Annotated in this window: 17 protein-coding genes; 11 read left to right on the top strand and 6 right to left on the bottom strand. The window is 74.5% G+C overall.

Annotation, left to right across the window (positions count from 1 at the left end):
• The first annotated feature begins 114 nt into the window (after positions 1-114).
• From ACZ60W_RS29060 to ACZ60W_RS29070, 3 genes are all read left to right on the top strand, one after another.
• On the top strand, positions 115-2,427 hold the full coding sequence (locus ACZ60W_RS29060; RefSeq protein ID WP_469758353.1) for an FG-GAP repeat domain-containing protein: 2,313 nt from the start codon (positions 115-117) through the stop codon (positions 2,425-2,427).
• A gap of 58 nt (positions 2,428-2,485) precedes the next feature.
• Positions 2,486-3,136, top strand: coding sequence for an HAD family hydrolase (locus tag ACZ60W_RS29065; RefSeq protein WP_469758402.1), 651 nt, complete (start codon positions 2,486-2,488; stop codon positions 3,134-3,136).
• A 100-nt stretch (positions 3,137-3,236) separates the two neighbouring features.
• Positions 3,237-5,243: a serine/threonine-protein kinase gene (locus ACZ60W_RS29070; protein WP_469758354.1), complete on the top strand. Its 2,007-nt coding sequence runs from the start codon at positions 3,237-3,239 to the stop codon at positions 5,241-5,243.
• Here the strand turns inward: ACZ60W_RS29070 and ACZ60W_RS29075 are convergent.
• Positions 5,232-5,636 (bottom strand): Zn-ribbon domain-containing OB-fold protein, encoded by a 405-nt coding sequence (locus ACZ60W_RS29075; protein ID WP_469758355.1) that lies wholly within the window; start codon positions 5,634-5,636, stop codon positions 5,232-5,234. The two genes, ACZ60W_RS29070 and ACZ60W_RS29075, sit on opposite strands and share 12 nt — an antisense overlap.
• On the bottom strand, positions 5,633-6,085 hold the full coding sequence (locus ACZ60W_RS29080; RefSeq protein ID WP_469758356.1) for a DoxX family protein: 453 nt from the start codon (positions 6,083-6,085) through the stop codon (positions 5,633-5,635). The genes ACZ60W_RS29075 and ACZ60W_RS29080 overlap by 4 nt, the downstream gene beginning before the upstream one ends.
• Positions 6,086-6,286: 201 nt before the next feature.
• On the opposite strand from ACZ60W_RS29080, the gene ACZ60W_RS29085 reads away from it, so the two are divergent.
• The 7 genes from ACZ60W_RS29085 to ACZ60W_RS29115 all read left to right on the top strand — a co-directional run bounded on the left by ACZ60W_RS29085 (position 6,287) and on the right by ACZ60W_RS29115 (position 14,279).
• A complete protein-coding gene (locus ACZ60W_RS29085; protein ID WP_393639864.1) occupies positions 6,287-6,643 on the top strand; it encodes a PadR family transcriptional regulator in 357 nt (118 codons plus the stop codon).
• Entirely contained in the window at positions 6,640-7,413 is a 774-nt protein-coding gene (locus tag ACZ60W_RS29090; RefSeq protein WP_469758357.1) for an HAAS signaling domain-containing protein, read from the top strand. Before ACZ60W_RS29085 ends, ACZ60W_RS29090 begins: the two co-directional genes overlap by 4 nt.
• A 197-nt stretch (positions 7,414-7,610) precedes the next feature.
• Positions 7,611-8,852 carry a flavin-containing monooxygenase gene (locus tag ACZ60W_RS29095; protein WP_469758358.1) on the top strand — a complete coding sequence of 414 codons (1,242 nt, stop codon included), beginning with the start codon at positions 7,611-7,613 and terminating at the stop codon, positions 8,850-8,852.
• A gap of 147 nt (positions 8,853-8,999) precedes the next feature.
• Complete coding sequence (locus ACZ60W_RS29100; RefSeq protein ID WP_469758359.1) at positions 9,000-10,343, top strand: alpha/beta hydrolase; 1,344 nt, start codon at positions 9,000-9,002, stop codon at positions 10,341-10,343.
• A gap of 160 nt (positions 10,344-10,503) precedes the next feature.
• Positions 10,504-12,726, top strand: coding sequence for an acetate--CoA ligase family protein (locus ACZ60W_RS29105; RefSeq protein WP_469758360.1), 2,223 nt, complete (start codon positions 10,504-10,506; stop codon positions 12,724-12,726).
• A 12-nt stretch (positions 12,727-12,738) separates the two neighbouring features.
• Positions 12,739-13,527, top strand: a complete 789-nt coding sequence (locus ACZ60W_RS29110; protein WP_469758361.1) for an enoyl-CoA hydratase/isomerase family protein — start codon at positions 12,739-12,741, stop codon at positions 13,525-13,527.
• A gap of 143 nt (positions 13,528-13,670) precedes the next feature.
• The gene (locus ACZ60W_RS29115) at positions 13,671-14,279 is read left to right on the top strand and encodes a flavin reductase family protein (protein ID WP_469758362.1); all 609 of its coding nucleotides are present in this window, start codon (positions 13,671-13,673) and stop codon (positions 14,277-14,279) included.
• Between the two features lie 19 nt (positions 14,280-14,298).
• Here ACZ60W_RS29115 and ACZ60W_RS29120 read toward each other — a convergent pair whose 3' ends face one another.
• The 3 genes from ACZ60W_RS29120 to ACZ60W_RS29130 form a co-directional block, all read right to left on the bottom strand.
• Positions 14,299-14,787 (bottom strand): hypothetical protein, encoded by a 489-nt coding sequence (locus ACZ60W_RS29120; protein WP_469758363.1) that lies wholly within the window; start codon positions 14,785-14,787, stop codon positions 14,299-14,301.
• Between the two features lie 38 nt (positions 14,788-14,825).
• The gene (locus tag ACZ60W_RS29125) at positions 14,826-16,136 is read right to left on the bottom strand and encodes an MFS transporter (RefSeq protein WP_469758364.1); all 1,311 of its coding nucleotides are present in this window, start codon (positions 16,134-16,136) and stop codon (positions 14,826-14,828) included.
• A gap of 128 nt (positions 16,137-16,264) precedes the next feature.
• Positions 16,265-17,518: an MFS transporter gene (locus tag ACZ60W_RS29130; RefSeq protein ID WP_469758365.1), complete on the bottom strand. Its 1,254-nt coding sequence runs from the start codon at positions 17,516-17,518 to the stop codon at positions 16,265-16,267.
• Positions 17,519-17,574: 56 nt separating this feature from the next.
• Between ACZ60W_RS29130 and ACZ60W_RS29135 the strand changes: the two genes are divergently transcribed.
• On the top strand, positions 17,575-18,555 hold the full coding sequence (locus tag ACZ60W_RS29135; protein WP_469758366.1) for a GlxA family transcriptional regulator: 981 nt from the start codon (positions 17,575-17,577) through the stop codon (positions 18,553-18,555).
• Here the strand turns inward: ACZ60W_RS29135 and ACZ60W_RS29140 are convergent.
• Complete coding sequence (locus ACZ60W_RS29140; RefSeq protein ID WP_469758367.1) at positions 18,516-19,730, bottom strand: MFS transporter; 1,215 nt, start codon at positions 19,728-19,730, stop codon at positions 18,516-18,518. The genes ACZ60W_RS29135 and ACZ60W_RS29140 overlap by 40 nt on opposite strands.
• Positions 19,731-19,803 lie beyond the last annotated feature (73 nt).

Below are 19,803 nucleotides of genomic sequence, written 5' to 3' on the forward strand. Positions count from 1 at the left end.
TGTGTGGCGAGACGCCTCCACACCCCTCCCTCCCCCCCCCCCCCTCCTCCCCCCCCCTCCTCCCCCCCCCCCCCCCCCCCCCCCCCCCCCCACCTCTGGGGGAGGAACCTCACGTTGTCCGGAGCACGTACGTCCCGCCACCGGCTCGCCGCCGCCGTCACCGTCGCACTCGCCGTCACCGTCGGCACGCTCTCGGCCGTCCCGACGGCCGTGGCCACGACCGGCACCGCCGCCGCGTCCGCCGACGAGGCGGCGCCCGGCGGCGCGGCGGTCGAGCAGGCCCCGCTCACCATGCCGGCCGGGGCGCAGGTCTCCGGCAGCGGCCCCTCGGGGTTCCTGGCGTCGTACATGGAGGGCGCGACGCGCGTCTACGACTGGACGCGGCACGAGGACGGGACCCGGACGCGGCTGCCCGGTTCGCGCTACGGGGTGAGCCCCGGCACGGACATCGTCGTGCGCATCGAGGGGACGACGTACTCGTACGTCGACATGTCCACGGGTACGGAAGTGGTCTCCTTCGACACCAGCACGTTCGGCGGGGTCTACTCGGCGATCAAGTTCACGGGCACCACGTTCGTCGCGTCCACCTACGTGAACAGCCGGCGCGAGGTGCACCTCTTCAGCAAGGACGCACAGGGGCAGCTGGTCGACCGCAAGGTGACCGGCATCCCCGACGGCGTCTCCTACATGAAGTTCGAGACCGGCTCGCGGTCGGACGGCGCTGCGCCGGACACGCTCCTCGTCCACTACGGCGGCCGCATGGACGGCGTGATCCGGTACCGGGTGGCGCTCGTGGACGTGGCCACGGCCGCGGCCGTGGAGACCTACGACGTCATCGAGGCCGATTCGACGTCCGCCTCCGCCGTGTCGCCGACCCACGTGGCCTGGACCGAATGGCACAGCCCGAACCAGGCGACCCTCGCCGTCGCCCGCCGGGGCAGCACGGAGACCGAGCGGATGCCGCTGGGCCAGGCATACGGCATGACCGTGAAGCTGATGGGCGACTGGGTCGTCTACGGCGCGCCCGGCGGTGGCACCTCCACCCTCTCCAGCCCGTCCTACAGGATGACCGCGCGCTCGCTGAAGACCGGCGAGACGATCGGCCTCCTGGACCACGCGTCCTTCGTCACGCAGTCCGCCGACGGCTCCCTGATGGCCACGGCCGGCACCGTCGCCCAGGGCGAGGGCATCTACCGGATCGCCCTGGACGGGACCGGCAGGCCCGCCGCGGCCCAGCGGGTCGCCACCGGCGTCCCGACGGCTCTCACCCTCAAGGACGAGACCGCGCCTCCGAGCGGCGTGGTCGACCTCGACCGCAACGGCGGTTCGCTGAGGGCGTCGTGGACGTTCAGCCGCCACAACGCGAAGGTGCGCCTGGTCATCCGGCACACCGGGACCGGCAGGCAGTGGGACTCGCTCCCCCAGGCGCCGCGCACGGCGGACGAGCCCTTCGACATCACCTGGGACGGCACCTTCAACGGCACCGGCGCCGGCCTTCCCGCCCACAACGGCGACTACACCTGGACGATGACGGCGCAGCCCGCCAACGGCATCGGCCCGGACGTCGTCCGGAACGGCGCCTTCACGGTGGCCCGCGCGGTGCGTCCGCACGATTTCAACGACAACGGATCGCCGGACCTGCTGATCCGCAGCCGCCAGGGCCTCCTGAACGCCTTCGACGGCAAGCACGTCCTGAACACCGCGGAAACCAACGTCTTCCAGCCTCACGCCCTCGGCTCCGGCTGGGGCGTGTACGACGAGATCCTCACCCCCGGCGACGCCGCCGGCACCCCGTACCCCGACCTCCTCGGCCGCGACAAGGCCGGCGTCCTCTGGCTGTACCAGGGCACCGGGCGGGGTTTCTCCACGCGCGCCCGCATCGGCGGCGGGTGGCAGATCTACGACAAGCTCGCCGCCGGCAGCGACGTCACCGGAGACGGCCGAACCGACCTCCTCGCCACCGACACGGCAGGCGTCATGTGGCTCTACAAGGGCACGGGATCGACCTCCACCCCGTACGCGAACCGCGTCCGCGTCGGCGCCGGCTGGAACATCTACGACCGGGTCACCGCCACCGGCAACCTCGCCGGAGCCCCCGCGGGCGACCTCGTCGCCCGCGACAAGGCCGGCGTGCTCTGGACGTACCTCGGCAAGGGGGACGGCACCTTCGACACCCGCATCCGCGTCAGCGGCGGCTGGAGCAGGTTCGACACCCTCGTCGCCGCGGGCGACACCGACGGCGACGGCAGGAACGACCTCGTCGCCTACGACCGTGACACCGACTCCGTCACCTCCGTCATCCTGTACCGGGGAACGGGCGGCTGGAAGGCCCCCTTCGCGTCCGGCGCCTCCCTGTACAACTACCCCCTGCACACCATGGACCCGTCGGGTATCGCCCTCGGCGGATACGGCGAGACCGTCCACTGACGGGTTCCCGAAGCGGCCGGCGCCCCGGATGCGAGGACGACGTAGCATCCGGGGCGTGATCACCGAGAATCCCGCTCCCCCGCGCCCCCACTCCCACGTCCTCTTCGACGTCGACGGCACCCTCATGGACGCCGTCGCCAACCAGCGCCGCATGTGGCACGCGTGGGCCGGGCGGCACGGGCTCGACGGGGAGGAGGTGTACGCCGTGGCGCTGCGGACGCGTCCGGTGGAGACGTTCGCGGCCGTCGCCCCGGGGCTCGACCCGGACGCCTGCCTCGCCCTGATCCACGAGCTGGAGGACGAGGACGTCCGCACGGGCACGTACGCGGCGTTCGACGGGGCGGCCGAGCTGCTCGGCGCGCTTCCCGCCGGCCGCTGGGCCCTGGTGACGTCCAACTACGAGCACCGCGTCCGCGGCCGTTTCGAGCGGACGGGGCTGCCCCTTCCCGGGCTGGTCGTGGACGCGGCCTCGGTGACGGAGGGGAAGCCGTCCCCCGTCCCGTACCTGCTCGCGGCGGAGAGGCTCGGCGTCGACCCGGCCGACTGCCTGGTCGTCGAGGACGCGCCGTCCGGGGTCCGCTCGGGACGCGCCGCCGGCATGACGGTCTGGTCGGTGAACGGCCCGGAGCCGGTGGCCGGCGCTCACCGGCACTTCGCCACCCTCGCCGAGGCGGTCGGCCCGATCCTGGCGCCGCTGATCCGGACCTGACTCCTCCGCCCGGCCCTCACCGTGTGACCTCAACAACGGTGCCGCAACGAGGACTTGAGTTCCATTCAGATGGCAATCACCCTCGGCTAGGGTGTGGCCCATGCAGGGGGAACCGGAGAATCGTTCTACTTTCGAGCGCCTGAAGGGCAGCGGGGCCATGCCGCTGGAGCCGGGGGATCCCCGGCGGATCGGGGCGTTCAGGCTGCTCGGGGTGCTGGGGTCCGGCGGCATGGGCCGGGTCTACCTCGGCGCGGTGGAGGGGAAGTTCGCCGCGGTGAAGCGGGTCCTGCCCGTGCTCGCCGAGGACGTCGACTTCCTGAACCACTTCGGGCACGAGCTGGACAACCTCGCCCGGCTGCCCGCGGGCGCCAACACCCGGCTGCTCGCCAGCGACCGCACGGCGAAACCCCCGTGGTTCGCCACCGAGTTCATCCCCGGGATCACCCTCAACGAGGCGGTCCGGCTGCACGGCGGCCCCCTGCCCGGCGACGCGCTCTGGCGCCTCCTGCGCGGCGCGGCGGCGGGCCTGCGGGTGGTGCACGGCGCCGACATGGTGCACCGCGACCTCAAGCCGTCCAACGTGATGCTGACCGGGGACGGCCTCTCCCTCATCGACTTCGGCGTCGCCCGCGCGGCCGACCAGAGCCGGCTGACCAGGACCGGCATGGTGATCGGGACGCCCGCCTACATGGCGCCCGAGCAGGCCGTCGCGGACCGTCGGCTGAGCGGCGCGGCGGACGTCTTCGCGCTCGGCAGCCTCGTCCTCTACGCGGCCAACGGCCGGCCTCCCTTCGGTGACGGTTCGGGTCCGGACCTGCTCTACCGGATCGTCCACGCGGAACCCGATTTCGGGCGGCTGGCCGAGACCGAGCCCGCGCTGGCGGAGCTCGTACGGCAGTGTCTGGCGAAGGACCCCTCGGACCGGCCGACCGCCGACGACCTGGTGCGTCAGGCCGAGGGGCGGGCGGCGGACGCCGTCTGGCCCGCGGCGGTGGCCGAGCGGATCGGGGAGCGGGCGGCGTTCGCCGCGGAGGCGCCGACGGCCGCGGGGCTGGCGGCGCTGGAGGAGGCGGAGCCCGCCGAGGACGTCGCGACGGCGTCCCTGACCCCGCAGGCCGGCCGGGAGCCGGCGACGGCCTCGCCCGATCCGCTCGCCGTCACCGGCGGCCGGGACGCGCCCGACGGGCGGCGGCAGCGGCGGAACCGTTTCGTCATGCTCGCCGTGCCCGTCGTCGTGGCGACCGGCACCACCCTCACCGTCGCCCTCGGCCCGTACGAGATGGGCCGCCTGGGCGCGGGTCCGGGCACCTCCCCCACGCCCTCCGCGGTCGTCTCGCAGCCGGCGGCCGTGCCGTCCTCGGGCGGCTCCGGCACCCCGTCCGCCTCGGCCACCGCCTCGAAGCCCCCGGCCTCCACTCCGCCGGGCACCTCCCCCGGCGTCCCCGTCCCGCCTCCCGCCGACGGGGGCGGGGCCGGCGGCGCGGGAGGCGGCGGCGCCGCCGGGGGCGGTGCGGGAGGCACGGCGCCCGGCGGGTCGGGGTCCGGGTCGGGCTCGGGGTCGGGGTCCGCCTCCGGGTCGGGGGCGGGTTCGGGGTCGGGTTCGGGTTCGGCTTCCGGTGGGACGGTGACCCGTCAGCCCGCTCCCCCGCCGGCCCAGCCGACGACGAAGCCGGCGCCGCCGCCGTCCACCGGCAGCTCGACGCCGTCGGGGACGTACGCGCTGGAGAACGGATCGTCCGGCAACTGCCTGGCGGAGTACAACGCCGGCTTCGGCGACATCGTGACCGCCGCCGAGTGCGGCGCGCCGGGCAACAGCGGCGCGACCTACTGGTACTCCTGGACGTACGCGCCGGGCGCGAACGGCACCTTCCGGCTGATCAACCGGCACTCCGGCCGCTGCCTCCAGCCCGCCGGCAACACCGCCGTCACCACCGCCGCCTGCAACGGCGCCGGTCTCCAGTCCTGGAAGGTCTTCTCCAGCTCGTCGTCCGGGCGGAGCTACCAGAACGTGAGTGACGGCCGCTGCCTGACGTCCGGCTCGTTCGCCATGACCTACACCTGCGGCTCCGGCTCCGCCCAGCTCTGGCGGAACATCTCAGCCCTGTGACCGGGGCGGCCCGAACACGGGGACGGTGACCTCGCCCTCCGGGCGGAAGGCGACCGCCAGGTCCATGCCGATCCGCAGGTCGTCGTGGGGCACGCCGACGACCTGCGTCATCATGCGGGGGCCCTCGGCGAGGTCCACGACGGCGGCGACGTAGGGGACGCGGTCGCCGAACGGCGGCAGGTCGTTCCGGTGCACGACGGACCACGTGTAGAGCGTGGCGCGGCCGCTCGCCGCCTCCCACCGGACCTCCTCGCTCCAGCAGTACGGGCAGAACTCGCGCGGATAGTGATGCGCGCGGGCGCAGGCCGCGCAGCGCCGGACGAGGAGGCGCCCCTCGGCGGCGGCGTCCCAGTACGGGCGGGTGAAGGCGTCGACGTCGGGGGTGGCCGTCATCGGAAGAGTCCGATCGCGGAGTCGAGGGACCAGGTCTGCCAGGACACGGCGAAGAGCGCGACGACGGAGACGAGCGCCATCATCGCGTTCTGCCCCTGCTCGGCCCAGTCGTGGATCATCAGGACGAGGTAGAGGAGGTTGAGGAGCAGGCCGCCGACGAGGGCGACGGGTGTGAGCAGGCCCGTCACCAGGCCGAGCCCCAGTGCGAGTTCGGCGTAGACGACGACGTACGCCATCAGCCTGGGCCGCGGCGCGACGACCGCGTCGAAGCCCTTCCTCACCTGAGGCCAACGGTGCCTGCCCGCGACGTCGGCGGCCCACGCGATGCCGGTGCCGCGCTCGAACCAGCCCTTCTTGTCCTTGTGCCGCCAGCTCTCCAGCCACCACAGGCCGAGGCCGATGCGGAGGACGGCGAGCCATTCGGCGCCGGTGAGCCAGAGGGTCTGCATGGGCGTCCTCTCGACGGAGCCCGACGGACCGCGGTGGGCTCCCGAACGTATCTGACGGTACGTCAGTTCAGCGCAGGGCGGGCTCGGAGCGCAAGGGGCACGCAGGAAGGAAGGCGGGGAGGGGGCAGGGCGACGGAGAGGGGCGGCGGGGGCGGCCGCGAGGCTTGCAGGAATCATTCGTCAGCAGGTACCTTGCGACACATGGTACTGCCGGGTGGGTCGCGATCAGGAGTGAGTCAACTCCGCCGAGGAATCCTGCAGTTCTGCGTCCTGGCGCTGCTGCGCGACGGCGAGCGGTACGCCTTCGACCTGGTGCGGGAGCTCTGCGACGCGCACGGCCTCGTCACCAGCGAGGGCACCATCTACCCGCTGCTCTCCCGCCTCCGCAAGGAAGGCTGGGTCGACACGGCCTGGCGGGAGTCCGACTCCGGCCCCCCGCGCCGCTACTACACGCTGACGCCCACCGGGCGGGCGGCGCTGGACGAGTTCTCCGGCGAGTGGGGCACCTTCAAGACCACCGTCGACAACCTCCTCAACAGTGAAGGGAGCCACGGGTGACCTCGAGGCGAGACCATCTCATCGACGAGTACCTGCGCCGGTTCGACAACGCGGCCGTGTTCCTCCCCGCCGACCGCCGGGAGGAGCTCAGGCAGGAGATCGTCGAGCACATCGACGCCGGCCTGGAAGAGGCCGACGCCGTCCACTCCGCGGTGGTCCGCAGCGTCCTCGAACGCCTCGGACCCCCCGCCGACATCGTCGCGGCCGAGGTGGGCGGTCCGCGCTCGACCGGGTCCACCCCCGTGGTGATACCCGGCGCCCCGGCCGTCCCGCCGATCCCGGAGGTCCGACCGACGGCTCCCCCGGGCGCCCCGTCCGCCTCACCCGCCCCGTCGCCGGACAAGGCCGAGGGCCGGGACGGGGGCGAGGGGGCGACCGCGTCGTTCGCGTCGGCCTCCGCGCCCCCGACGACCGGGGCGTTCCCGACGGCCGGGGCGCTTCCGCCGCCGGCCTCTCCTCTCCCGCCGTCCGCCCCGGTCCCGTCCTCCGCGCGGCGCAGGACGGCCGTCCTGGTCGGGGCCGCGGCGGCCGTGGTCGTCTTCGGCGTGCTGACCCTCGGCGTCGCCCTGTCGAGCAACGACGCGGGGACGGCGCCCTCGTACGAGGCCCCCGTCGCCACCGCCACCGCGAACGAGGGCCCCGGCGACACCCCGACCTACGCGCCCACGGAGGAGGGCGCCGAGCCGACCGCCGCGCCGTCGCCGTCGTCCTCCGAGCCCACGCCGCCGCCGTCCCCGACCTCCGTCGAACCCACGGCGTCGCCCTCCTGACCTTCGCGGCCCGGGGGGGGTGTCGCGTCGATCGAGCCCGGCGCGACCGGCAGGACACCCCCGGGCCCGGGCGGCGGGTGCCGAAACCCGCCGCCGGGTCCGGTACCAGGGGTTCCGGTCGGTACGTGACCGATTCGCAACCGAAATCCCTCTTGACCGAGACCCACTACGTGTACACGTCATTACGCTCAGCGTTCATGGCCACCACCCCCCGTTCACCGCACGTCGAACCGCCCGCCCACCCCGTGTACGTCATCGGGGGCGGCCCCGGCGGGCTCGCCGTCGCCGCCGCCCTGGGCGCGCGGGGCGTCCGGGCCGTCGTGCTGGAGAAGTCCGACGCCGTCGGCGCCTCCTGGCGCGGCCACTACGACCGGCTGCGGCTCCACACCACCCGTCGGCTCTCCGCCCTCCCCGGCCTGAGGATGCCCCGTTCCTTCGGGCGCTGGGTGGCCCGCGCCGACGTCGTCCGCTATCTGGAGAAGTACACCGAGCGGCACGAGCTGGAGGTCGTCACCGGCGTCGAGGTCTTCCGCGTCGAACGGGTCGGCACCGAGTGGATCCTCCACGCCACCGGCGGCCGCCGCCTCACCGCCCGCGCGGTCGTCGTGGCCACGGGGTACAACCACACGCCCCGGATACCCGAGTGGCCGGGACTGAAGGAGTACGCGGCCGGTTCCGACGCCGCCCAGGACGCCGGTTCCGACGCCGGGACCGGCACCGAGCCCGCCGCCCCGCGGCTGGTGCACGCGCGGGAGTACCGCAACCCCGAGCCCTACCGGGGCAAGGACGTCCTCGTCGTCGGAGCCGGGAACACCGGGGCCGAGATCGCCGCCGACCTCGCCGGGGGCGGCGCCGCACGGGTACGCCTCGCCATCCGCACCGTGCCGCACATCGTGCGCCGCACCACCGCCGGCTGGCCCGCCCAGCGGACCGGCATCCTCGTCCGGCGCCTGCCCGTCCCCCTCGTCGACCGGATGGGCGGCCTCATGGCCCGCATCGCGGTCCCCGACCTCTCCGCGCAGGGGCTGCCCCGGCCCACCACCGGCCTCGCCACCCGCCAGCGCCAGGGCGCCGTCCCCGTCCAGGACGTCGGCCTCCTCGACGCAGTCAAGGCCGGCACCGTCGAGATCGTCGCCGCCGTCGACGGCTTCGACGCCGGCGAGGTCCTCCTCGCCGACGGCACCCGCATCGCCCCCGACGCCGTCATCGCCGCCACCGGCTACCGCCGCGGCCTCGAACCCCTCCTCGGCCACCTCGACGTCCTCGACGCCACCGGGCGCCCCACGGTCCACGGCGCCCGCACCGCCCGCACCGCCCCCGGCCTCCACTTCACCGGCTTCACGAACCCCATCAGCGGCATGTTCCGCGAACTCGCCCTCGACGCCGAACGCATCGCCCGCCGCATCTCGAAGACCTCGCGCCACACGACCACCACCTGACCATCCGGCCCCCCGACGGCCCCTCACCGCACCCTTCGCGCCCGTCCGTCCGGGGGGATTCCCCGGTTCCGGGGTGGGGCCGGCCACCCTCCTCGCCGGGGGGCCGTCGGATGTCCTGGCGATCGCCGGCTCCGTAGCGTCGTCGTCATGACCCAGACGACAGACCGGACGACAGACCGCACCACGGCCCGCACCACGAGCCAGGCCACATCCCGCGCCACGACGCCCGCCCGCGCGGGTCTGCCCGTGCGGTGGCGCGGTGCCCGCCGGGCACTCGCCGCCGCGACGGCCGTCGTCGTCACGGCCCTGGCCGTCGCCCCGGCGTCGGCCGCGTCCGGACCCCGTCCCGCACCGGTCCCGGCCTCCGCACACCAGGCTCTCGGGCGCGGCACCCTGCTCGGCGTCACCCTCGTGGACGACCGGAGCCGGGACGAGGTGGCGGCGTTCCTCGCGGGTGCGGGCGTCGACACGTCGACCGTGCGCCATGGCCTGCGGGGCTACCGGCTCACCTACCGGACGGTGACGCCGCAGGGAGCGCCGACGATCGCCACCGGGCTGCTGGTGCTTCCCGAGGGCGGCGGGCGACGGCTCGATCTGGTGGCGGACACGCACGGCACGATGGTCCACCGCGACTACGCACCGTCCGTGGCGGAGGACTTCGGCCGCTACGCGCCCTACCTGCACGCCGCGGCGGGCCGCGCCGTCGCCGCCCCGGACTATCTCGGGCTCGGCAAGGGCCCCGGTCTCCACCCGTACATGGACACCGCCTCCTCCGTCTCCGCCTCGCTCGACATGCTGCGGGCCTCCCGGTCCGCCGCGGCCTCCCTCGGCAGGCCGCTCACCGGGGACGTGTACGGCACCGGGTTCTCGCAGGGCGGCCAGGTCGCCATGGCGCTCGGCCGCGAGCTGGCGCGGGGCGCGGACCGGCACTTCAGGCTGCGGGCCCTCGCGCCGGTGGCCGGACCGTACGACCTCCGGGGCGCCGAGGTCCCCGCCCTGCTCGACGGCCGGGTCAACGACATCAGCGGCGTCTTCTACATGGCGTACTTCCTCACCGCGCAGAACCGTCTCCACCCCGTCTACGCCGACGCGGCCGAGGCGTTCCGGCAGCCGTACGCGGGGTACGTGGAGCAGCTCTTCGACACCCGGCACACCGAGGAGGAGATCGTCACCGAGCTGCCCGGCTCCGTGAGGGAGCTGCTGACCGACGAGTTCCTCCGCCGACTGGGCCACCCGACCGGCGGTCTCCTGTCCGCGCTCACGGCGCAGGACGGCACCTGCGACTGGAAGCCCGACGTCCCGGTGCGCCTGCACGCCGCGACCGGTGACACGGACGTGGTGATCGCCAACTCCGTCGGCTGCGCGGCCGACCTGGCCCGCAACGGCGTGAAGGCCCCCGTGATCGACCATGGGAAGGCGGACCACAACGGTTCCTTCAAGCTGGCGGGTCCGCAGATCGTGCGCTGGTTCGACCGGGTGGCCCGCGGCTAGGAGCCGCCCGGCGCCACCGACGGGTCCGCGGAGCGAGGGGGGCGGGGAGGAGGGGCTGACGCGAAGAGACCTGCGCACGAGCATTCCTGACTGAGTGTCAGTTAGGTAATCTGATGATGCGTCAGGTCAGTTGGCAGGGGCGGAAAGGTGGAGCGGAACGATGCTCGGATCGACTCACGGCACCTTCACCACCGATCTCCGCGCACGGGTGGACGCGTGCGGGGAGGGGCCAAGGGCGGCGGTGCACGGCGTGGCGGCGGCACCGGGGGACGTGGATGTCAGCGGGAGGCCGCTGCACGCGCAGGTGCCGGATCTGGACCGGTTCTTCCGGCCGGAGTCGGTGGCGGTGGTGGGGGCGTCGGACGCCGAGGGGCGCCCGAACACGGGGATCACCCGGCAGTTGATGGGGTGGGCCGAGCGGGTGGGGGCGCGGATCGTGCCGGTGCACCCGACGCGGGAGAGCGTGTTCGGGGTCGCGTGCGTGCCGTCGGTGGGCGCGCTGGCGGACCCGGTGGACCTGGCGGTGCTGCTGGTGGCCGATCCGCTGCCGGTGATCGAGGAGCTGGCCGCGTCGAAGGTGAGGTTCGCGGTGGCGTTCGCCTCGGGATTCGCCGAGACGGGGGAGGCGGGGGCGGCCGCGCAGGAACGTCTCGCCGCCGCCGTGCGCGGCTCGGGGCTGCGGCTGCTCGGCCCGAACACGAACCTGAACGCGTTCGAGCGGTTCCGGGAGGACCTGGAGGGTCCGGCGGTGGCGCTCATCACCCAGTCCGGGCACCAGGGGCGGCCGGTGTTCACGCTGCAGGAGCTGGGCGTGCGGCTCTCGCACTGGGCGCCGACGGGGAACGAGGCGGATCTGGAGACGGCGGACTTCCTGTCGTACTTCGCGGGGCGGCCCGAGGTGGGGGCGATCGCCTGTTACGTGGAGGGGCTGAAGGACGGCCGGTCGTTCCTGCTGGCGGCGGACCGGGCCGCGCGCCAGGGGGTGCCCGTGGTGGCCGTGAAGGTGGGCCGGACGGAGACGGGGGCGCGCACGGCGGCCTCGCACACGGGGAAGATGACGGGGGCGGACCGGGTCGTCGACGCGGCCATGCGCCAGTTCGGGGTGATCAGGGTCGACGGGCTCGACCAGCTCCAGGACACGGCGACGCTGCTCGCCCGGGCGCGCCGGCCGCTGGCGGACGGGGTGGTCGTGTACTCGATCTCCGGGGGCACCGGCGCCCACTTCGCGGACCTCGCGACGGCGGCCGGGCTGCGGCTGCCCGCGCTGGGGCAGGCCAGGCAGGACGAGCTGCACCAGTGGATCCCGGAGTACCTGAACGTCGCCAACCCGGTCGACAACGGCGGTCACCCGGTGGGTGACTGGCGCGGCCGCAAGATCATCGACGCGATCCTGGCGGACCCGTCGGTCGGCGTCCTCATCTGTCCGATCACCGGTCCCTTCCCGCCGATGAGCGACAAGCTCGCGCAGGACCTGGTCGACGCGGCCGAGGCGACGGACAAGCTGGTGTGCGTGGTGTGGGGATCGCCGCTCGGGACGGAGGAGGCGTACCGCACGACGCTGCTGGGGTCCTCGCGCGTGGCCACCTTCCGAACCTTCGGCAACTGCATCGGCGCGGTGAAGGCGTATCTGGACCACCACGCCTTCACCACCGGCTACCGCTCACCGTTCGACGAGGCCCCGCGCACCCCGTCGCCGTCGTTCCGCAAGGCCCAGGCGCTGATGCGGCCGGGCCGGCGGCTGAGCGAGCACGCGGCGAAGCAGCTGCTGCGGGCGTACGGGATACGGGTGCCGCGCGAGCAGCTCGTGACGAGCGCGGCGGCGGCGGTGCGGGCGGCCGGGCTCGTGGGCTATCCGGTGGTGATGAAGGCGTCGGGGGCGCAGCTGGCGCACAAGACGGAGCTCGGGCTGGTGAAGGTGGGGCTGACGTCGGCGAGCCAGGTGCGGGACGCGTACCGCGAGCTCACGGACATCGCCCGGTTCGAGTCGATCGACCTCGACGGCATCCTGGTCTGCCAGATGGTGGGGCGCGGGGTGGAGATGGTGGTGGGCGTGACCCGGGACGAGCTGTTCGGCCCGACGGTGACGGTGGGTCTCGGCGGCGTCCTGGTCGAGGTGCTGGGCGACACGGCGGTGCGGGTGCCGCCGTTCGGCGAGCCCGAGGCGCGGTCGATGCTGGACGAGCTGCGCGGGCGCGCCCTTCTGGACGGTGTCCGCGGCGCGCCGCCGGCCGATGTCGACGCGCTGGTCGAGGTCGTCCTGCGCGTGCAGCGGATGGCCCTGGAGCTGGACGGCGACCTCGCCGAGCTCGACATCAACCCCCTGATGGTGCTGCCGCGCGGCCAGGGCGCGGTCGCCCTGGACGCCCTCGCGGTCTGCCGATAGGAGTGTTCCCCGATGGCCGACGTCCTGCACAGCGTCGAGAACGGCGTCCTCTGGATCACCCTCAACCGCCCCGAGGCGATGAACGCCGTGACCTGGGACCAGCGGGAGCGGATCATCTCCCTCCTCGCCGGCGCCTCGGCCGACGCCGCCGTCCGGGCGGTGGTGGTGACCGCGACGGGCCGCGGCTTCTGCGCGGGCGCGGACCTGCGGGGCGGCCCGGCGGCGGACGGCGAGCGGGTGGCGGGGGACGTGGCCCGGATGATCCGGCTGGGCGCGCAGCGGTTCGTCGGGGCCGTGCTGGACTGCGAGAAGCCGGTGGTCGCGGCCGTCAACGGCACCGCGGCGGGCATCGGGGCGCACCTGGCCTTCGCCTGCGACCTGGTGATCGCGGCGGACTCGGCCCGTTTCATCGAGGTGTTCGTCCGGCGCGGCCTCGTCCCGGACGGCGGCGGTGCCTATCTGCTGCCGCGGCTCGTCGGCCCGCAGCGCGCCAAGGAACTGCTGTTCTTCGGCGACGCGGTGTCCGCGGCGGACGCGAAGGAGCTGGGTCTGGTGAACCGTGTCGTCCCGGCCGCCGACCTGGAGAAGACGGTGCGCGCGTGGGCCGAGCGCCTGGCCCAGGGGCCCACCCGCGCCCTGGCCCTCACCAAGCAGCTCGTCAACGCCTCCCTCGATTCCGGCCGCGCCACCGCCTTCGCCGCCGAGGCCGTCGCGCAGGAGCTCAACATGACCACCCGTGACGCCCAGGAGGGCGTGGCGAGCTTCGTGGAGCGCCGGGACGCGGTGTACGAGGGCCGTTAGGGGTGTCCGGAGGGGGCCTCGTCCGCCCGCGGGGCGGGCGGGGCCTTCCGGGTGCCCCGGGTGCTCCCGGGTCGGGAGGCCCCCGGAGCGGCGGTTCGTCCGTCGTGCCGGGGGCCTTCCTATCTGACGACTCGTCAGTTTCAATGGGTGATGTGATGGGACACGCGGGGATGGCGGCCACCGTCGTCCGACACCTGAGAGCGGCCGGTTCGCCGACGGCCGTGGAACCCTTGCCCAGGCCGGTGCTGCGCGCGGTGCGGGAGGACGAGCGGCCACCGGTCGATCCGGCGGAGTTCCGCCGGGTCCTCGGGCACTTCGCGAGCGGGGTGACGATCGTGACGGCCGTGGACGCGGAGGGGCCGGCGGGGTTCGCCTGCCAGTCGTTCGCGTCGCTGTCGCTCGATCCGCCGCTGGTCGCGTTCATGGTCGCCCGTACGTCGGCCACCTGGCCGCGGATCGCGGGCGCGGGCTCGTTCTGCGTGAACGTGCTGGGCGCCGACCAGGGCGGTCTGTGCCGGTCGTTCGCGGTGAGCGGCGCCGACAAGTTCGCGGGGGTGGAGTGGGCTCCGGCCCCGGTCACCGGTTCGCCGCGGCTGGCGGGCGCCCCGGCCTGGATCGACTGCGCGATCACCGCCGTCCACACGGGGGGCGACCACCTCATCGTGGTGGGCCGGGTCGACGCCCTGGGGGCCGCGGAGGACGGGGATCCGCTGCTGTTCCACCGGGGGCGGTTCGGCCGGTTCAGCGCCTGACGCGGCCCGGGCCCGCTCGTCAGTCCTGTACGTGCAGGACGATCCCGCCCGCCAGGAACGCGGTGACGACGCCGAGGGTGCCCCACAGGAGGAGCGTCACGAAGAATCCCTGGCGGGCATGGCGGGTGAGGAGCACCGCCACGGCCAGGGCGGTCGCGCCGGCGAGCCAGCCCCAGGCCCCGGCGAGGGGGGCGAGGAGACCGCCGGCGAGGGCGGAGAGGGCGAGCTGCCAGCGCAGGGGGCCGTTCTCGAAGCGGCGGCCGAGGTCCTCGCCGAGCAGGACGGCGGGCAGGACGAGGACGGCGGAGACCGCGAAGGCGGCCAGCACGCCGAACACCGCCATCACCGGCAGACCCATCAGGAACAGGCCGCCGCCGGTTCCGTCCTCCTCGCCGGGCGCCGGTTCCCGGCTCAGCCCGACGGTCATCAGCGCCGCCAGGCCCACCCCGGCCTCCAGGCACAGGGCCAGTGTCGAGACCCTCAGCACCCGGGCGTGCGTGCGCCCCATGTCCGGACCGCTCATCGGCGATCACCCCCTGCGGCCCATCATGCTCCTGCCGGGGAGGGAAGCTCCGTGCGGGGTCGCCGGATGACCAGGGCCATCAGGGCTGCGGCGGCGCACAGGGCGCCGGAGGCGTACCAGACGACGTCGTAGCTGCCGAAGACGTCGCGGGCGACGCCGCCGGCGAAGGCGACGACGGCGGCGCCGACCTGGTGGGAGGCGAGGACCCAGCCGAAGACGATCGCGGAGTCGTCCCCGTAGTGCTCGCGGCAGAGGGCGATCGTCGGCGGGACGGTGGCGACCCAGTCCAGTCCGTAGAAGACGATGAAGAAGACCATGGGCGGGTGGACGGAGGGGGCGAGCAGCAGCGGCAGGAAGAGCAGCGAGACGCCGCGCAGGGCGTAGTAGACGGCGAGGAGGCGGCGCGCCGGGAAGCGGTCGGTGAACCAGCCGGAGGCGATCGTGCCGACGACGTCGAAGACGCCGATGACGGCGAGGAGTCCGGCGGCGGCCGTGACGGGCATCCCGTGGTCGTGGGCGGCCGGCACGAAGTGGGTCTTGACCAGGCCGTTCGTGGAGGCGCCGCAGATCGCGAAGGTGCCGGCGAGGAGCCAGAAGGGGCCGGTGCGGGCGGCCTTGAGCAGGACGGTGACGGCGCGGCGGGCGGCGCCGGTGACGGGGGCGGGCTTCTCGGTGTACTCCCCGCCGTACGGGGCGAGGCCGACGTCCGCCGGGTGGTCGCGCAGCAGCAGCCAGACGAACGGGACGACGGCGAGCGCGGAGAGGGCGACGGTGACGGCGGCGGGACGCCAGCCGTGGTGTTCGACCAGCCAGGACAGCAGCGGCAGGAAGACCAGCTGGCCGGAGGCGCCGGCGGCGGTGAGGATGCCGGTGACGAGACCGCGGCGGCCGACGAACCAGCGGTTGGTGACGGTCGCGGCGAAGGCGAGGGCCATGGAGCCGCTGCCGAGGCCGACGAGGAGGCCCCAGTAGAGGACGAGCTGCCAGGCCGCGGTCATCCAGACGGTCAGGAGCGAGCCGGCGGAGATGACCGTCAGGGCGACGGCGACGACCCGGCGGATGCCGAACCGGTCCATGAGGGCGGCGGCGAAGGGGGCGGTGAGGCCGTACAGGGCGAGGTTCACCGAGACGGCGAAGCCGATAGTGCCGCGCGACCAGTCGAACTCGGTGTGCAGCGGCTCGATCAGCAGGCCCGGGAGGGAGGCGAAGGCCGCGGCGCCGATGATCGTGACGAAGGTGACCGCCGCGACGGACCAGGCGCGGTGGACGCGGGGCGCGCGGGCGGGGGGACGGCCGGAGGCGGGGCCGGCGGGGCGCTGGGTTGTCTGGGCCATGCCACTGAGCATCGCGTTCGGGCCACACCCCCGCCATTGGCCGGAATGACAGCTTTGCAAAGGATCGGGACACGGACGCGGGCCGGTGGCCGGCGGGCGCGCACGCCCCGGCCCTCCGGGCCCCCGCCTCACAGCCGCGGCAGCGTCCTGATCGGCCTGACGACGAGGAGGGCCGCGACCACGAGCACCGCGATCCCCGCGCCGGAGAGCAGGACCCGGCCGGTGCCGACGGCCGCGGCGACGGGCCCGGAGAGGGCTCGGCCGACGCCCATCATGAGGAGGGAGCCGGCCACGTCGTAGGCGTGCATCCGGTTGAGGGCCTCCTGGGGGACGTGGGTCTGCACGGAGGTGGACCACATCACCAGCCAGAAGGCGAAGGCGGCGCCGCCCACGAACTGCCCGGCGCCGAGGAGGGCGACGGGTGCGCCGAGGCCGAGCAGGAGGAGGTTGACGGGGAGGCCGAGGAGGGCGACGGCGCCGGAGGCGAGGGGGCGGCGGGGGCGGAGCCGGATGGCGAGGAGTCCGCCGACGGCGCTGCCGGCGCCGTTGACGGCCATGAGCACGCCGTACGCGGCCGAGCCGTGGTCCTCGGTGACCAGGCTCGCGGTGAGCGGGACCATGGGGCCGGCGACGGTGAGCCCGTACACGGTCCAGATGGAGATGACGCCCCAGAGCCAGCTGCGGGAGCGGAACTCACGCCATCCTCCGGCGAGTTCGGCGCCGAGGGAGTCGCGCCAGGCGGTGTCGGAGGGTAGGGGGACGAGGCGCATGAGGGTGAAGCAGACGGCGCTGACGGCGAAGGTGACGCCGTTGACGGCGAAGGCGGCACCGGCGTTCCACAGGGCGACGAGCAGGCCGGCGGCGGCCGGTCCGGCCATGGTCATGAGGGCCTCGACGACCCGCAGGACGGCGTTGGCGCGCTGCACGTCGGGGGCGATGCGCGGGATGGTGGAGGCGACGCCGGGCTGGAAGAGGGCGGCGCCGACGCCGCTGAGCACGGAGAGGGTGTAGACGGCCCAGAGCGGTGGGCTGCCGAAGGTGAAGGAGACGGCGAGGACGGCGGCGCCGGGCAGCCGCAGCAGGTCGGCCAGGATCATCATGCGGCGGGCGGTGAACCGGTCGGCGAGGACGCCGCCGAAGAGCACGAAGAGCGCGAACGCGGCGGTCCAGCCGCCGAGCGCGTACCCGACGGTGGAGCCGGGCCGGCCCGCGCCGAGGAGTCCGGCGGCGAAGGCGACCGGGACCATGCCCTCGCCGAAGACGGCGACCGCGCGGGCGGTGAAGAAGAGCCGGAAGTTGCGGTTCCAGAGTGCGGGCGGCTCGGCCGGGGCGGGAATCCGCGCGGCTGCCTCAGACTTGTACGTGTTGTCCGTCACGGACAAGTAGAGCTACCGGAAAGTGGTCTGGACCACCACCGAATTTCGGAGGAGTACCGCCCGTGCCCCCGCCGCACCGCGTCGCCGTCCTCGCCCTGCCCGGGCTCCTTCCCTTCGAGCTCGGCATCCCGCACCGGATCTTCGGCCGGGCCGCGGACGGCGAGGGGCGGCCGCTGTACGAGATCGTCACCTGCTCGACGGCGGCGGGCCCGGTCCCCACCGACGCCGACTTCGCGGTGTACGTGGAGCACGGCCCGGAGGTGCTGGCCACCGCCGACACCGTCGTCGTGCCCGCCTCGTACGAGCTGGGCCCGGTCCACGCCGAGGGCAGGCTCACCGAGGAGCTGGCCGCGGCGCTCGCGCACATCCGGCCCGGCACCCGGCTGGTCTCCATCTGCACCGGCGGGTACGTGCTGGCCGCGGCCGGCTACCTCGACGGCCGGCCGGCCACCACCCACTGGTCCTCGGCCGCGCACTTCCAGCGGCTCTTCCCGAGCGTCCGGGTCGACGCGGACGTCCTCTTCGTCGACGACGGCGACGTCCTCACCTCGGCGGGCGTGGCCGCCGGCATCGACCTGTGCCTGCACATCGTGCGCCGCGACCACGGCACGGCCGTCGCCAACGACGTCGCCCGCCGGACGGTGGTGCCCCCGCACCGGGACGGCGGCCAGGCCCAGTACATCGAGCGGCCCCTCCCCGAGGCCGGCACGCACACCACGACCGCGGCCCGGGCCTGGGCGCTGGCCCACCTCCACGAGCCGATCCAGCTGCGGGACCTCGCCGAGAAGGAGTCGATGAGCGTACGGACGTTCACCCGGCGGTTCCGCGACGAGGTGGGCGTCAGCCCCGGCCAGTGGCTCACCCAGCAGCGCGTCGAACGCGCCCGGCACCTCCTGGAGTCGACCGGTCTGCCGGTCGACCGGGTCGCCCGGGACGCCGGCTTCGGCACCGCCCAGTCGCTGCGGGTCCATCTGATGAGCGCGATCGGGGTGACGCCGACGGCCTACCGCCGCACCTTCCGCGCGGGCGCCGAAGCCGTCTGAAGCTCCGGCCCGGCGCCACGGGCGATCCGCCGCTCCCCCACCGCGCCGACCGCCGTCAGCAGCACGGTGAGGCCCACCCCGCAGAGGATCGCCGTCGACGGCGCCACCACCTTCAGGAGGGCGCCCGCGAGGGTGCCGCTGAGGGCGTAGCCCGCGCCGACGGCCGCGTACATCACCGAGTACCCGGCGGCGAGCGCGGCGGGCGGGAGGAGTTCGCGCAGCGCGAGGTTGCGGGTCAGCATCGCGGGCGCCATGAGCAGCCCGGAGGCCGCGAGGGCGACGCCGATGGCGGGGGCGCCGGGCAGGACGGCGATCAGGGCGACGCCCGCGGTCACGCCGGCGATCAGGACGACGGACTGCACCGGCAGCGCGCCGGGCCAGCCACCCCGCAGCCCGTACAGGAACGCCCCGACCGCCGAGCCGACCGAGAAGCCGGCGAGCAGCGGGCCCGCCCAGCCGATGCCGACGCCGCGCTGTTCGAGCAGGGCGGGCAGGATCAGTTCGGCGAGGGCGAGGAGGCTCAGAGCCCCGGCGCCCAGGACGTAGATGGGCCAGACCCGCAGGAGGGCCCGGCGCGCTTCGGCGCCCCTGACGGGCGCGGCCGCCGCCCAGCCGGCCGGCAGCAGCCACAGCCCGGCGACCGACAGGGCCATCAGGACGCCCTGGAGCAGCAGCGGGACGGCGGGGTCGACGCCGAGTGCGAGGCCGGTGGCGAGCGCGGGCGCCGCCGCCCAGATGGCGAAGGTCAGCACGGACTCCATGCTCATCGCCTGGGTGACGGCACGTTCCGGCACCAGGCTGGTCAGCATCGCCCGCAGTCCGCCCGGTACGGCGGCGGGGCCGGCCCCCGCGACCGCCGCGAGCACGGCGAGGACGACGGGGTGGGCCTGCGGGAGCGCCCCGAGTCCGGCGAAGCCCACCGCTCCGACGGCGAGTCCGGCCACCAGCTGCGGCCGGGCCCGTTCGGCCCGCATCCGCATCCCGAGGACGGGCGCGGCCACGATCTCGCCGAGCACGTACGCCGCCGCGAGCACCGCCCCGAGGGTGTACCCGCCGGGCCGCTCCCGGACGAGGAACACCAGCGCGAGCGGTGCCATGGCGACGGGGAGCCGGCCGGTGACGGTGACGGCGGACCAGGCGAGGACGGGGCGGGTGGCGAGCTCGCGGTAGGACATGTCCAGGACCGTAACGGCCGTACGGCCCTGGTGCCCAGTGTGTTTCGACCGGGGACCGACCGGGGAACGCCGG

This window comes from Streptomyces sp. NPDC104202, from assembly GCF_055584185.1.

What these genes read in the sequence shown, in the direction of transcription:
- ACZ60W_RS29070 (WP_469758354.1), top strand. Translation starts at nt 3,237, where the DNA reads ATGCAGGGGGAACCGGAGAATCGTTCTACTTTCGAGCGCCTGAAGGGC.
- ACZ60W_RS29075 (WP_469758355.1), bottom strand. Translation starts at nt 5,636, where the DNA reads ATGACGGCCACCCCCGACGTCGACGCCTTCACCCGCCCGTACTGGGAC.
- ACZ60W_RS29080 (WP_469758356.1), bottom strand. Translation starts at nt 6,085, where the DNA reads ATGCAGACCCTCTGGCTCACCGGCGCCGAATGGCTCGCCGTCCTCCGC.
- ACZ60W_RS29085 (WP_393639864.1), top strand. Translation starts at nt 6,287, where the DNA reads ATGGTACTGCCGGGTGGGTCGCGATCAGGAGTGAGTCAACTCCGCCGA.
- ACZ60W_RS29095 (WP_469758358.1), top strand. Translation starts at nt 7,611, where the DNA reads ATGGCCACCACCCCCCGTTCACCGCACGTCGAACCGCCCGCCCACCCC.
- ACZ60W_RS29100 (WP_469758359.1), top strand. Translation starts at nt 9,000, where the DNA reads ATGACCCAGACGACAGACCGGACGACAGACCGCACCACGGCCCGCACC.
- ACZ60W_RS29105 (WP_469758360.1), top strand. Translation starts at nt 10,504, where the DNA reads ATGCTCGGATCGACTCACGGCACCTTCACCACCGATCTCCGCGCACGG.
- ACZ60W_RS29110 (WP_469758361.1), top strand. Translation starts at nt 12,739, where the DNA reads ATGGCCGACGTCCTGCACAGCGTCGAGAACGGCGTCCTCTGGATCACC.
- ACZ60W_RS29115 (WP_469758362.1), top strand. Translation starts at nt 13,671, where the DNA reads ATGGGTGATGTGATGGGACACGCGGGGATGGCGGCCACCGTCGTCCGA.
- ACZ60W_RS29120 (WP_469758363.1), bottom strand. Translation starts at nt 14,787, where the DNA reads ATGGGGCGCACGCACGCCCGGGTGCTGAGGGTCTCGACACTGGCCCTG.
- ACZ60W_RS29125 (WP_469758364.1), bottom strand. Translation starts at nt 16,136, where the DNA reads ATGGCCCAGACAACCCAGCGCCCCGCCGGCCCCGCCTCCGGCCGTCCC.
- ACZ60W_RS29140 (WP_469758367.1), bottom strand. Translation starts at nt 19,730, where the DNA reads ATGTCCTACCGCGAGCTCGCCACCCGCCCCGTCCTCGCCTGGTCCGCC.